Source organism: Blautia sp. OM06-15AC (assembly GCF_003481425.1).
Classification (GTDB): domain Bacteria; phylum Bacillota; class Clostridia; order Lachnospirales; family Lachnospiraceae; genus Fusicatenibacter; species Fusicatenibacter saccharivorans.
In genome coordinates this window covers 1-14,780 of the sequence record NZ_QULD01000011.1, presented here as the reverse complement: position 1 = coordinate 14,780, position 14,780 = coordinate 1, and the positions used below count along the sequence as shown (strand labels likewise).

At 46.2% G+C, this 14,780-nt stretch carries 11 protein-coding genes; 10 read left to right on the top strand and 1 reads right to left on the bottom strand.

From position 1 onward, the window contains the following. Positions 1–12 precede the first annotated feature (12 nt). A complete protein-coding gene (gene pyrB / locus DXB83_RS13075; protein ID WP_022462762.1) occupies positions 13–933 on the bottom strand; it encodes an aspartate carbamoyltransferase in 921 nt (306 codons plus the stop codon). A gap of 413 nt (positions 934–1,346) precedes the next feature. On the opposite strand from pyrB, the gene pheA reads away from it, so the two are divergent. The 10 genes from pheA to DXB83_RS13025 all read left to right on the top strand — a co-directional run bounded on the left by pheA (position 1,347) and on the right by DXB83_RS13025 (position 14,396). Beyond that, on the top strand, positions 1,347–2,477 hold the full coding sequence (gene pheA, locus DXB83_RS13070) for a prephenate dehydratase (RefSeq protein WP_117510295.1): 1,131 nt from the start codon (positions 1,347–1,349) through the stop codon (positions 2,475–2,477). Between the two features lie 77 nt (positions 2,478–2,554). After that, the gene (locus DXB83_RS13065; protein ID WP_055222098.1) at positions 2,555–3,883 is read left to right on the top strand and encodes an ATP-binding protein; all 1,329 of its coding nucleotides are present in this window, start codon (positions 2,555–2,557) and stop codon (positions 3,881–3,883) included. 83 nt (positions 3,884–3,966) lie between these two features. Further along, positions 3,967–5,508, top strand: coding sequence for a Ppx/GppA phosphatase family protein (locus DXB83_RS13060; protein ID WP_022462390.1), 1,542 nt, complete (start codon positions 3,967–3,969; stop codon positions 5,506–5,508). Between the two features lie 13 nt (positions 5,509–5,521). Further along, a complete protein-coding gene (locus DXB83_RS13055; RefSeq protein WP_118697743.1) occupies positions 5,522–7,708 on the top strand; it encodes an RNA degradosome polyphosphate kinase in 2,187 nt (728 codons plus the stop codon). A gap of 394 nt (positions 7,709–8,102) precedes the next feature. Continuing rightward, positions 8,103–9,257 (top strand): ABC transporter ATP-binding protein, encoded by a 1,155-nt coding sequence (locus DXB83_RS13050; RefSeq protein ID WP_022462392.1) that lies wholly within the window; start codon positions 8,103–8,105, stop codon positions 9,255–9,257. 55 nt (positions 9,258–9,312) lie between these two features. Next, positions 9,313–10,140 carry a carbohydrate ABC transporter permease gene (locus DXB83_RS13045; protein WP_118697757.1) on the top strand — a complete coding sequence of 276 codons (828 nt, stop codon included), beginning with the start codon at positions 9,313–9,315 and terminating at the stop codon, positions 10,138–10,140. A gap of 101 nt (positions 10,141–10,241) precedes the next feature. Further along, the gene (locus DXB83_RS13040) at positions 10,242–11,054 is read left to right on the top strand and encodes a carbohydrate ABC transporter permease (protein WP_442857844.1); all 813 of its coding nucleotides are present in this window, start codon (positions 10,242–10,244) and stop codon (positions 11,052–11,054) included. Positions 11,055–11,106: 52 nt separating this feature from the next. Further along, on the top strand, positions 11,107–12,525 hold the full coding sequence (locus DXB83_RS13035; protein ID WP_022462395.1) for an ABC transporter substrate-binding protein: 1,419 nt from the start codon (positions 11,107–11,109) through the stop codon (positions 12,523–12,525). A gap of 321 nt (positions 12,526–12,846) precedes the next feature. Then, positions 12,847–13,575, top strand: coding sequence for a glycerophosphodiester phosphodiesterase (locus tag DXB83_RS13030; RefSeq protein WP_022462396.1), 729 nt, complete (start codon positions 12,847–12,849; stop codon positions 13,573–13,575). After that, the gene (locus DXB83_RS13025; RefSeq protein WP_243108931.1) at positions 13,557–14,396 is read left to right on the top strand and encodes an HAD-IIA family hydrolase; all 840 of its coding nucleotides are present in this window, start codon (positions 13,557–13,559) and stop codon (positions 14,394–14,396) included. Before DXB83_RS13030 ends, DXB83_RS13025 begins: the two co-directional genes overlap by 19 nt. The last annotated feature ends 384 nt before the right edge of the window (positions 14,397–14,780 follow it).

The window sequence follows — 14,780 nt, the reverse complement described above, 5'->3', positions numbered from 1 at the left end:
GATGCTCCTTTCTTAATCGACTTTGATGTTCAGCAGCGTCAGAATCAGGGCCATACGTGCATAAACACCGTACTGAACCTGTTTAAAGTAAGCAGCGCGCGGGTCATTATCCACGTCAACGGAGATTTCATTGACACGCGGCAGCGGATGCAGAACCAGCATTTCCGGAGAAGCAAGATCCATTTTGGACTGATCCAGAATATAGAAATCCTTCATGCGGATGTAATCATCCTCGTTGAAGAAACGTTCTTTCTGGACACGGGTCATATAAAGAACATCCAGCTTCGGGAGAACATCTTCCATTTTAATAACTTCCTCAAATGGAACATTGTTCGCCCGCAGCACATCATCACGGATGTAATCCGGGAGACGAAGCTCCTCCGGGGAGATTAATACAATTTTAATGCCGGTATAACGAACCAGCGCTTCAATCAGGGAATGAACCGTTCTGCCGAATTTAAGATCACCGCAGAAGCCGATGGTAAGATTGTTCAGGCGACCCTTTAAAGAACGGATGGTAAGAAGATCGGTAAGAGTCTGCGTCGGATGCTGATGTCCGCCATCACCTGCGTTGATCACAGGAATACGGGAGTACATCGATGCAACGAGCGGAGCGCCTTCTTTCGGATGACGCATGGCACAAATATTTGCAAAGCAGGATACCACGCGGATGGTGTCGGCTACGCTTTCACCTTTGGAAGCGGAAGAAGAATTGGCAGAAGAAAAACCAAGAACAGTACCGCCAAGATTCATCATGGCAGCCTCAAAGCTGAGACGGGTGCGTGTGCTTGGTTCATAAAATAAAGTAGCAAGTCTTTTGCCATCGCAGGCATGTGCATATTTCTCCGGGTTCTTTTCAATATCGTTCGCCAGATCCATTAACTGATCCAGTTCTTCGACCGAGAAATCAAGGGGACTCATTAAGTGTCGCATATATTACCTCCTATGAAGATCCTTATTTTTGTTACCGTTCACAGGTTCCCTGCGAACGGTAACATTCGCAGCCCTCATTTAAAGTTTTGCTTCGCAAAAGGAGGGCTGCTCACGCCTGAATCACTTTCTTACGCAGCGAAACAGCAGGTGTTTCACTGCTGAGTGAACAGTAATTTATTTTTTCTGTGTTCCACCTTAACACAAAAACAGGATAAATGCAAGATAAAAAATGGCAGGAAAAAGGTCGAAAAGCAGAGTAATATGAAATGTGAAAAAATAAAGTGAAATAGCAGTCAAAAAGGAAAAAGATTGTACAAAAGCCGAATTTCGGAAGATCTTTTCTTGTAAATTAAACGGAGATGGAGTAAAATATTGATATCTGCAACAAATGCAGAGTATCAGGAGGACCAGATATGCTAGACTTAGGAAAAATCCGCGACGAGATCGATGTCACCGATGACGAGATCGTCCGCCTGTTCCAGCACCGGATGGCGCTGACGGCGGAGGTTGCGCAGTACAAGATAGAGACAGGAAAAGCCGTTTTTGATGCGGAACGCGAGCGCCAGAAGCTGGAAAAGCTGACAGGCGAGGGAACAAATGCATTCAATACAAAAGGCATCCAGGAGCTGTTCCAGCAGATCATGTCGATCAGCCGGAAGCGCCAGTATCAGCTGCTGACCGAGAACGGCGGCGAGGAGATGACCGATTACACACAGGTTGACCATCTCCCGACGCACGGCAGAAGAGTTGTCTTCCAGGGTGTGGAGGGCGCCTATAGCTTCGGTGCCATGAAAGAATTTTTCGATGATACGATCACCAGTTTCCACGTAGACACCTGGAAAGAGGCGATGGAGGCGATCACAAAGGGCGAGGCTGATTACGCTGTGCTTCCAATCGAGAACTCCACCGCAGGCATCGTATCCGACATTTACGATCTTCTCGTGGAATACCCGCACTACATCGTCGGCGAGCAGGAGCTGCCGGTCGAGCATGTGCTGATGGCACTGCCGGGTGCGAAAGTTGAGGACATCCGTACCGTGATTTCCCACCCGCAGGCACTGGCCCAGTGCCGCCGCTTTCTCGATTCCAATGAAAACTGGAAAACAGAGGAACGACTGAATACGGCCGCCGCTGCAAAAGAAGTATCTGAGAGCGGGGATTTGACGATGGCAGCCGTCGGAAGCCCATATGCAGCAGAACACTTCGGACTGCAGATCTTAAAAGAAGGCATTTTTGACGCCCGGGGCAATACGACACGTTTTGTTATTATTTCCGGTCAGAAACGCTTTGTAAAGGATGCACAGAAAATCAGCGTATGCATGGAACTGCCGCATCAAAGCGGTTCTCTTTACAATGCATTGGCACATTTTATTTACAACGATCTGAACATGACAAAGATCGAATCCCGGCCGATTTCGCAGCGGAAATGGGAATACCGTTTTTTCGTGGATTTTGAAGGGAATTTAAGTGATCCGGCGGTCAAAAATGCACTGCGTGGACTTCAGGCAGAATCCGCAAAATTCCGGATTTTCGGAAATTATTAATCCAGAAGAGAGGGCCGTACCAAGCGGCCTTTTCGCATAAATAAAATGAAAAATGACAGGAAGGAAGAGACAAAAAGATGATTAGAATAGAAGAATGTATCCTCTACCGCGATTTCGCAGAGGGAGAGGTACTGCGCGATATGACGATACTGGTGGAGACCTACAAAAAACTGGTCAATGCTCAGATTTCCTTAAAAGACCGCCGGTTCCGTGAGAATATGAGCGCATATGAGCCGCAGTTTTACGAGGCACTGAACCGCCTTGTCGAGATGGCAAACCGCTACGGCTTCTCCGGAAATCTCTGGCACGATTATCTGACATATCTTCTGGTCAACAAAGAAAATGCATTTTCTACCTCCTGCGAGATTGTCGGAAAAGTCGAGGGAAGCATCAACCAGATGGCAAAACATGATTTTGTCCGTTTCAAAGAACTGTTTGATTTTGATATCTGTGTTTTTGATGAGATTTTTGAGTCCGGCGATGCCTCTGTCATCAGTTCCTACGAGAACACGGACAGTCCAAATAAACTGTTCAACAAAGAAGTCCGGGATCGTATCTGTGAGCTGGCCATCCGTCTGGCAAAGGCTGCATCCGCAGATGAATTTATGGCTGATATGGTTCAGTTTTACAAAGATTTCGGAGTGGGAAAACTGGGACTTCACAAGGCATTTCGTATTGCGCATACAGGAGAGAACGTTGAGATTATCCCGATTACCAACATTCCGGATGTGCGCCTTTCTGATCTTGTCGGCTACGAAATTCCAAAGCAGAAGCTGATCGACAACACGAAAGCGTTTGTCGAGGGCAAGAAAGCAAACAACTGTCTGCTTTTTGGCGATGCCGGAACCGGAAAATCCTCCAGCATTAAGGGTATCCTGAATGAATATTACGATCAGGGACTGCGAATGATCGAGGTTTACAAGCATCAGTTTCAGGATCTAAATGAGCTGATTGCACAGATCAAAAACAGAAATTATAAATTCATTATTTACATGGATGACCTTTCCTTTGAAGAGTTTGAGATTGAGTACAAATACCTGAAAGCTGTCATTGAGGGAGGCCTGGAAAAACGTCCGGACAATATTCTTATTTATGCAACCTCCAATCGTCGCCATCTGATTAAAGAGGATTACAGTGATAAAGAAGGAACAAGACAGGATATGCATACTTCCGACACCGTACAGGAGAAACTATCCTTGGTATACCGTTTCGGCGTCAGCATCTATTTTGGTGCACCGGATAAGAAAGAATTCCAGAAGATTGTTTCCACACTGGCCGAACGATACGGCGTGACGCTGCGTGAGGAAGAGCTTTTGGCAGAAGCGAACAAATGGGAACTGTCCCACGGCGGTCTGTCCGGCCGTACCGCACAGCAGTTTATCGATTATCTGCTCGGAAAACAGTAAAAAGAAAAAGGTCAAAAAGTCCGCTTGGTATTGGGAGCGGGCTTTTTGGGATATCCTTTGAAAAAGAAGGAGGAAAAGCATATATGCAGTATTCCACATTTGCTGCCATTGATATCGGCAGCTACGACGTCATTCTGGAGATTTTCGAGATCTCCAAAAAACAGGGAATCCGAAGCGTGGATAAGATCTGTCATCGGATGGAGCTTGGAAAAGATACGTACACGTTGGGAAAAATTCGCCCTGAAATGGAAGAAGAGCTGTGCCGTGTACTCGCAGATTTTGTGCGGATTATGGAAGGCTATCGCGTGGACGATTACCGTGCAACGGCATCCAGTGCGATCAGTGAGGCGTCGAACAGTCTCTATGTCCTTGGAAAAATTCATCAGCTGACCGGTTTTTCTGTCACTGTTCTCTCCAACTCGGAGCAGCGTTTTCTTAGCTATAAAGCGCTCGCGGCGATGGAGGACAATTTTAACAAGATCATTGAAAAGGGAACTGCGATTCTCGATCTTGACGGTGGCAGTTTTCAGATTTCCCTGTTCGACAAGGATGCACTTGTCACAACACAGAACATCCGCATGGGAAGTCTTCGCATCCGCGAGCGTCTTGCCGGAATTCAGAGTGAGACGGAACATTACGAAGAGATGGTCGAAGAGCTGATTTGGAATGAAGTATCGAGCTTTAAAAAGATGTATCTGAAAGACCGTAAAATCGAAAACATTATGCTGATCGGCGATGTTTTCACCGACAGTGTTTATCAGAATATCGAAGAAAAAACGACAAAAATCATTTCCCGTGAAAACTTTAATACCTGGTATGAGAAAATTATCCGTCAGTCACCGATGGAGCTTGCTGTAAAACTTGGTATTCCGCTGGAAAACGCTTCACTGATGTACCCGTCTGCTGTGATTTATAAATGTCTGATTGATATGATGGGTGCGGAGCATATCTGGATTCCGGGCGTGCATATGACACGTGGTATTGCATACGAGTATGCGGAGCAGATGAAACTGCTGAAAGGCGGTCATAATTTCGAAAATGATATTCTGATGGCGGCAAAAAATATCGGAAAACGGTACGCGGTGAATCGCCCGCACGTCCAGAACCTGGAGATGACGGCCCTTGCCATGTTTGATGCGACGAAAAAGATGCACGGCATGAAAGAACGCGAGCGGCTGCTGCTTCGGATGGCGGTGATGCTGCACGATGTCGGAAAATACATCAGCCTTAATAATGTAGCGGATTCTTCCTATAATATTATCATGTCAAACGAAATCATCGGACTGTCCCATATTGAACGGGAGATGGTCGCACTGATTGCAAAATACAATACGGCAGTGCTTCCATCCTACGATGAGCTGGTGATGGAATCGTCGCTTAGTGCAGAACAGTATCTGACCGTATCGGAGCTGACAGCAATCGTCCGTCTGGCGAATGCACTAGATCGGAGTCACCTGCAGAAAATCCAGTCGATCCGCGCTGCCTTAAAGGAGAGAGAACTGCATCTGTCTCTGACGGTTGACCGTGATTTCACACTGGAGCAGGGACTGTGCCAGGATAAATTAGATTTTTTCAATGAGGTATTCAGCATACAGCCGATTATTAAGATGAAACGGCAGATGTAAGGAGGCGAACAAGATGGATATAACACCATATAAGAAACCGGAATATTTTCGAAACCGGGAATTGAGCTGGATCAGCTTCGACGAGCGTGTTTTAAACGAGGCGCGGGATAAGAGTATTCCGCTGTTTGAACGTCTGAAATTTATCAGCATTACCTCCTCCAACCTGGATGAGTTTTATATGGTTCGTGTGGCTTCACTAAAAGACCAGGTGCATGCAAACTATACGAAAAAGGATCTGTCCGGCATGGATGCGAAGGAGCAGCTTACCGAAATCAGCAAACGGACGCATGAGCTGGTGCAGCTGCAGTACAATACGTACAATCGCTCGGCGGTTCCGTCTCTGGAGCACGTTGGCCTTACGATTATCAGTGAGCACGAGAAGCTGACGAAGGAGCAGGCGGAGTATGTGGATTCCTATTTTGAGGAAAACATTTACCCGGTTCTGACCCCGATGGCCATGGATTCGGCCCGCCCGTTCCCGTTGATCCGGAACAAAACATTGAATATCGGTGCACTGGTGCAGAAGAAAGAGGATTCGCTTCTGAGCCGTGCGGAGGATAAGAAAGAGAAGAAAGGCAAGGAGAAGGAAAAAGAGAAAGAACTGGAATTTGCGACGGTTCAGGTTCCTTCGGTACTGCCGCGTTTTATTCTGCTTCCGCAGGATGAAAAGACGGGACAGCGGTATGTGATTCTTCTGGAGGAGATCATCGAGCGGAACATTGGAAAGCTGTTCTTAAGCTACGATGTGGTCTGCGCGCATCCGTACCGTGTTATGCGAAATGCAGATCTTTCGATCGATGAGGATGAGGCTTCCGACCTGTTAAAAGAGATCCAGAAGCAGCTTAAAAAACGTCAGTGGGGAGAAGTGATCCGTCTGGAAGTGGAAGATAAGATGGATAAGCGGCTCCTGAAGATGCTGGAAAAAGAGTTTGACATCGATGAAGACGATCTGTTCCGGATTCCGGGACCGCTCGATCTGACGTTTTTAATGAAAATGTATGGGCTCGACGGCTTTGATGAGTATAAAATTCCAAAATACATTCCAGCAGCAGTTCCGGCGCTGATGAATGAGGATGACATTTTTACAAACATCCGAAAAGGAGACATCTTACTGCATCATCCTTATATGACGTTTGATCCGGTCGTGCAATTTGTACAACAGGCAGCAAAGGATCCGGATGTACTGGCAATCAAACAGACGCTGTACCGTGTGAGCGGCAATTCTCCGATTATTGCAGCACTGGCTCAGGCGGCGGAAAATGGCAAACAGGTTTCCGTACTGGTGGAATTAAAGGCACGGTTCGACGAAGAAAACAATATTGTCTGGGCAAAGATGCTGGAAAAGGCGGGATGCCATGTAATTTATGGTCTTCTGGGACTGAAAACACACAGTAAGATTACACTGGTGGTTCGGCGTGAGGAGACAGGTATTCGCAGATATGTACATCTTGGCACGGGAAACTATAACGATTCTACGGCAAAGCTGTATACCGACTGTGGTCTGCTGACATGCAATGCAAAGATCGGTGAGGACGCAACAGCAGTATTTAACATGCTTTCGGGCCATTCGGAGCCGGATCGCTGGAACAAACTGATTGTTGCACCGCTCTGGATGAAGGACCGGTTCCTGCATCTGATTGCGATGGAAGAGGAGCACGCAAAGAAGGGACAGAAAGCGCATATTATTGCGAAGATGAACTCGTTATGCGACCGCGATATTATTGCGGCGCTTTACAGTGCTTCGGCAGCCGGAGTAAAGATTGACCTGATTATCCGGGGAATCTGTTGCCTGAAGGTTGGAATCCCGGGTGTCAGCGAGAATATTACCGTTCGCTCGATTGTCGGCAATTTCCTGGAACATGCGCGGATTTTCTACTTCTACAGTGGTGGAAATGAAGAGGTGTTTATGGGAAGCGCGGACTGGATGCCGCGAAATCTGGAAAAACGGGTGGAGATCGTGTTCCCGGTTGAGGATGAGCAGATCAAGAAAGAAGTAATGCATATTCTTGATATCCAGATGAAGGATAATGTGAAAGCCAGTATTTTACAGGCAGACGGAACGTATACAAAGCCGGATAAGCGCGGAAAGACGCTGGTGAATTCACAGGAGTATTTCTGCAGGGAGGCAACGGAAAGAGCGGAAAAACCAAAAGAACAGGAAAACAGCAGGGTGTTTGTGCCGGCGGAACCGGTGGAATAGGTTTGGACGGACACGGATGTGGGCGCGGGAGCGCCCACTGCGTTGACATGAAAGAAGAATATGGTATGTTATGATGAGAAAGCGCTGCAGCTTTGAGAGTTGCGGCGTTTTTTTTGTGTCAAAAATAATCTGTCTGGTATTGGGAAAAAGAATGGCTATTCAGAACTCGTTTTGAAAATTGGTTTTGCGGGTGATTTTCGGGGATTTTACAAAGAGTGATCTGGAAAAATGGCTGGAAAAGAAGGGGATGGAGACGGAGATGAGAGAAAATGTAAAAGATTTTTGTAAAGTAGCCGGTTATTTTATTAACGGGTATTTTACAAAGCGGTGGTAGTGGGCTTTACGGAAGGAAAGGTATAATGAATCTCGACAAGACGAGGAGGAAGAAAAACGAATGTCAAATATTGTGTTGAAGAATGTCTGTAAATCTTATGATAAGGAACATTATGCGGTTCAGGATTTTTCGCTTGAAATACCGGATCGGGAGTTTGTGATTTTTGTTGGACCTTCCGGCTGCGGAAAATCGACGACGCTTCGGATGATTGCCGGTCTTGAGGAGATTACGAGCGGGGAGCTCTGGATTGATGGACAGCTTTGTAATTATGTAGAAGCAAAGGATCGCGATCTTTCGATGGTATTTCAGAACTACGCGCTTTACCCGAATATGACGGTATATGAAAATATGGCGTTTTCTCTGAAAATCCGGAAACAGCCCAAGGATGAAGTTGATAAAAAGGTACATGAGGCAGCTAAAATGCTTGGAATTGAGCATTTACTTGACCGGAGACCGGCAGCACTTTCCGGTGGTCAGAAACAAAGAGTTGCGATTGGAAGCGCAATTATGAGACGGCCGAAAGCATTTTTAATGGATGAGCCGCTTTCAAATCTGGATGCGAAGCTGCGGGCACAGATGCGGGTGGAGCTGGCAAAATTACATAAGGAACTGAAAACGACGGTGATTTATGTTACCCATGATCAGACGGAGGCGATGACGCTTGGTACAAAAATTATTGTTATGAAAGACGGTGTTGTGCAGCAGGCGGATACACCGGAGCGGATTTACCGCCATCCGGCAAACAAATTTGTGGCTGGTTTTATCGGAGCTCCGAGTATGAATTTTATGGAAACGATGGTGATGGAAAGAAACGGAGCGGTTTATCTGGAGGCAGACGGAGGAATTACCCTTCGTGTCAGAGGAGAGAATGAAATGGTGCTTCGCCGTGCTTATCTCGGAAAAATGATGATCCTGGGCCTGCGACCGGAGGATTTACAGGACGAAATAACCGCTTCCGCACATCAGATCTGTTATGAAGAGAATCAGTTGAAGGCATTTGTTGACCTGCGGGAGATGATAGGTGCAGAAGCGTATCTGCATATGAATACCGGAAGAAATCTGATTACAGCAAGAGTGCCTTCCGAGGCACCGGTTGCTGTAAAGGAAAGCATTACATTGTATGCAGATATGGAGAAAGCACAGATCTTTGATCCGTTTACAGAAGAAAATATTTTATCTCTGCCGGTTGAAAAAGAAGAACGTGCAACAGCATAAGAAGGAGCAAGAAGTGAAAAAAGTAATCGAAAAGTGTAAAAAAGCAGAAGTTTATATGTATCTGATCCCGAGTATGGTGATCTTTAGCATCTTTCTGTTTTATCCGTTTATTAAGACCATTTATCTGAGCCTGTATAAGACAAACAAGCTTGGAGAAGCGAAATTGTATGTGGGACTGGACAACTATAAAAGCTTATTATCGAATCCATCCTTTTACAACAGCCTCTGGGTTACGCTGGAATTTGTGGCGATTGTTGTAGTCGGAAGTATGGCGCTTGGCCTTCTGGGAGCAGTTCTTTGCAGCAAGGCTTTTCCGGGAATCCGGGTATTCAGTACTTCCTATGCACTCCCAATGGCAGTAGCATCGAGCTCAGGCGCCATGATTTTCAAGATTATCTTAAATCCCACGATCGGTATCGTAAACAAACTGCTGCATGTGAGCATTAATTGGGTCAGCGATCCGAAATATGCGCTGATCTGTGTGGCTGTCCTCACGGCATGGCTGAACAGTGGCATCAATTTCCTGTACTTTTCAGCGGGACTTGGAAACATCGACGATTCGATTTATGAGCGTGCTTCTGTGGATGGCGCGAATGCAGTACAGAAATTTTTTAAGCTGACACTGCCGGGACTTTCTCCAATCATGTTTTACACACTGGTTGTTAACATTATTCAGGCATTCCAGTCATTCGGACAGGTGAAAATCCTGACACAGGGAGGACCGGGAGAATCCACTAACCTGATTGTATATTCGATTTACCGTGATGCGTTTTTTAATTACCGGTTTGGAAGCGCAGCTGCACAGTCCGTTGTTTTGTTTCTGATTGTCATGGCGCTTACCCTGGTTATGTTCCGCGTGGAAAAGAGAGGAGTAAAATACTGATGTCTACGATAGCAACTACGATTGCCAGACCCAAAACTTATTCTGCAGAGGAGCTGCAGGCACTGCATCTGGCAATGAATGCAAAAGCAAAAAGAAAGAAAATGATTCAGAAAACAGCGTTGGTTATCATGAACCTGATTGTCTGCCTGTTTATGCTGTTTCCGCTGCTTTATACCATCAGCGTAGCATTTATGCCGTCCGGCGAGTTATACACAATGGCGATGAATATCGTTCCCAAACATCCGACACTGGAAAATTTTGTGGAAGCATTTCATAAAATCCCGTTGGTACGCTTTGTCCTGAATTCATTTTTGGTTGCGGGCAGCATTACACTGGGTCAGATTGTAACGTGTTCTCTTGCGGCATTTGCCTTCTCTTTCCTGAACTTCAAAGGAAAAAATGTTCTGTTTATGCTGGTCATGGCGACCATGATGGTGCCGGGTGAGGCAACCATTATTTCCAATTATCTGACAGTAGGAAGTCTCGGACTGCTCGATACCTATATTGTTCTGATCCTGCCTTCTCTTACCTCTGCAATGGGAATTTTCCTGTTCCGCCAGTTCTACATGACCTTTCCGATTTCGCTTTATGAATCGGCGAAGCTGGACGGCTGCGGTAATCTGCGGTTTATCGTAAAAATCCTGATGCCGCTGACAAAGTCAGCAATGGGAGCAATGGCGGTTTACACCTTTATCAATGCATGGAATATGTACATGTGGCCGCTGCTGGTTACAGGTTCGGACAGCAAGCGTACCGTACAGATTGGTATCAGTATGCTGAACAGCGTCGACGCACAGTCGATTACCCTGATGCTGGCGGGCGTAGTAATGATTATCATTCCATCCATTTCCATCTTTATCGTGGGCCAGAAGGCCTTAATCAAAGGAATGTTTTCGGGAGCAGTCAAGGGCTGATTCCTGTGACAGAAAAAAGAATAGAAAACTGTATGAAAACGAGGAGAAAAAAATGAAGAAAAAAGTGATTGCATCAATTCTTGCGGCTTCTATGGCAGCTATGGCGCTTACCGGATGCGGAGGCGGAAAAACAACGAGTGAGGCACAGAGTGCGACAACAGATGAAACCACAGCCAGCACTGAGGCAGGAAGTACGGCGGATGGAGCAGAAGCACCGGACTTAAACCAGGATACGAAGGGAACCACGATTACCTTCTGGCATTCCATGGGAGGTGTCAATGGCGAAGCGATGGATTATCTTGTCAATAAATTCAATGAAGAGAATACCGATGGCATTACCGTTGAGGCGGTTTATCAGGGAGAATATGATGATACGATTAACAAACTGAAAAGTGCACAGATCGGAAATATGGGAGCAGACCTGGTACAGATTTATGATATCGGAACACGCTTTATGATTGATTCCGGCTGGGTCATTCCGATGCAGGAGCTGATTAATGCAGATGGCTATGACATTTCCCAGATCGAGCCGAATATCGCTGCTTATTATACGGTAAACAATGAGCTGTACTCGATGCCATTCAATTCGTCCACACCGATTCTGTATTACAACAAAGATATGTTTGAAAAAGCAGGGATCACCGAGGTTCCTACAAGCCTGGAAGGAATTCTTGCCATCGGTGATGATCTGAAAACAAAGGGCGGAGCCGGTGAACCGCTGGCACTCTCCATCTATGGATGGTATTTCGAACAGTGGCTCTGCAAACAGGGACTTTCCTATGCGGATAATGGAAATGGCCGTGATGCTGCTGCTACTGCGGTTGAATTTGATTCCAACGGCGGAGCGCTCAACATCTTAAATGAGTGGAAAGCCCTGAATGATGCCGACGTTGCACCAAACGTAGGCCGTGCCGGAAGTGATACCGCAACGACAGACTTTACTTCCGGAAAAGCAGCGATCACCCTTGGCTCTACCGCATCTCTGAAGCAGATTTTGCAGGATGTCAACGGAAGCTTCGAGGTTGGAACTGCATATTTCCCGACAATCAAGGACGGCGATGAGGGCGGTGTTTCCATTGGAGGAGCTTCTCTTTGGGCATTGAACAATAACGACGATGTGAAAGCAGCTGCTACCTGGAAATTTATCAAATTCCTGATTTCCCCGGAATCTCAGGCATACTGGAATGCCGAGACTGGTTACTTCCCAGTTACAACAGCCGCCGATGAGGAGCAGACCTTCAAAGATAATGTAGCACAGTATCCGCAGTTCCAGACCGCGATTGATCAGCTGCACGATTCCAAGCCGCAGTATGCCGGCGCACTTCTCTCTGTATTCCCGGAGGCAAGACAGATTGTGGAAACAGAAATCGAGAATATGATCAACGGAAATGAGACCCCGGAGAAAGCAGTAGAATCGATGGCTTCCCAGATTAACAGCTCCATCGAGGATTATAATCTGGTAAATGAATAAGAGACAGGCTTTACAAAAATAAGATTTCGTCCTATAGTGAAGAAAAACGAGTTCCCAAAGCGTGTTTGAACGGTTTCTATGAAGGGGAAGATCCGAGTTACGGAAATGATTTTTCAGATATGACTGGAAATGCGTCGGAGACAAAAATCCGGCGTGTTTCCGGATTTATAGTAAGCCTCCAAATAATGCAAAAGAGTCAGTACCGCTTTTTTTAATTATTTTCAGGGTTTACGATAAAAGAAAAAAAGCTGCAGCCGGGACAAAAGATAGAAAAGAGTGCAGATTTGGAAATGGGAACGGAAAATGGAGGACAGATACGAGATGAAAACAAAAGTATGGGCACACAGAGGAGCCAGTGCATATGCGCCGGAAAATACACTGGAAGCGTTTCTTCTTGCGGCAGAGCATGGAGCAGACGGTGTGGAGCTGGATGTACAGCTGACGAAAGATGGCGAGATGGTTGTTGTCCACGATGAAGAAATCGACCGGGTCAGTGACGGAAGCGGATTTGTCAAAGATTATACACTTGCGGAATTAAAGGCCCTGAACTTTAATAAGACACATCCGGAGTATCAGAATGTAAAAATCCCGACGCTTCGCGAAGTATATGAAGCATTAAAGCCAACGGGAATGACGATCAATGTCGAGCTGAAAACCGGTATTTTCTGGTACAAAGGCCTGGAAAAAAAGGTACTCGAACTGACAAAAGAGATGGAGATGGAGGACCGTGTGATTTATTCTTCCTTTAACCATTACAGTATTGCAAAAATTCTGGAACTGGATCCGAAAGCCAGCACAGGCATCCTCTACGCAGATATTATTTATGATGTCGTGAATTATGCGAAAAAAATCGGAACAGGAGCTCTTCATCCGGCCACCTTTCATGTGCAGATGGCAGACTTTCTTCAGAGGTATGTGGAAAGCGATCTTGCTGTGCATGTATGGACGGTCAATGATAAGGCAGAGATCGAACGCCTGATGGATGCCGGTGTAGATGCAGTCATCACCAATTACCCGGATGTGGCCGTTTCGTGCCGCAGTGCGAAGTGATACCGATTGGAGAAAAAAAGCTGTTCCTTTTGGACATCGACGGAACCATCTGCGTGGGGAACCGTCTGATTCCGGGAGCAGACCGGTTTTTAAACGGACTGTCCGAATACGGTGGAGATTATGTGTTTATCACAAATAATACGACGATGAGTGTGGCAGATTACCGGAAAAAATTTGCAAAGCTGGGCATCCAGACAACAAGCGAAAACTTTCTGACAGCATCCGTTGCGACAGCTCATTACCTAAAACAGAAATATGGATCCCGTCTCGTCTATGTGCTGGGAACGAATTCTCTGATTCGGGAATTGGAGAGCTTCGGCGTGTATACCACCCGTGATCCAGAGGAAAAAGGAATTGCGTGTGTGCTTGCGAGCTATGATAATGAATTGACGTATCAAAAACTGACAGATATCTGTCGGCTGTTGACAGAGCGCCCGGAGCTTGATTACGCTGCAACGAACCCGGACTATGTTTGTCCGATTGAATTCGGCTACGTGCCGGATTGCGGTTCCATCTGCGAGATGATCGGACATGCTGTCCACCGCATGCCGACTTATATCGGGAAACCAGGTACACGGATGGTTGAGATGGCGATTGATATGACAGGCAGAACCCGCGATGAGGCTGTTCTTGTGGGAGACCGTCTCTATACGGACATTGCGTGCGCAAACATAGCGGGCATTTCTGCAGCCCTTGTGCTTTCGGGCGAATCTACACGCGAAGAAATGCAGGGCTCACAGTATCTTGTGGAGTATGTCTATCCATCCGTGAAGGAAATGTATGCGGACTGGGTGTATGGACAAAAAAAGAAATGCTTTTAAAATTCCGAAACGGTTATGGTTTTGGAACAAAAAAACAAAAAGAAGAATTCTGAGAGGAGAACCTTTTTCCGAAGGAGTTCTTCTTTTTTGTTGTGGAAAAGGATACTTTTCGGATACGGGATAAAAGTCTGGGACGGTATAGAAAAAGCTTGCCAAAAGGGGGAATTTCCCTATATAATGATTCAGACTATAATAGGAAAGTAACTATTCAGAGCCCCATCTCGATTCCGCTTACGCTGCATCTCGATGTTGCTTCTCGCCATATGAAAAGGAAGAAAACCGCTCATTCATGCAAGCATGATTCGCAATTTTCTTCCATTTTGCATGGCTCTGAATGAAAAGTCTAATCCCCCAGCTATGCTGGGGAGAATAGAGTAGTCGGAA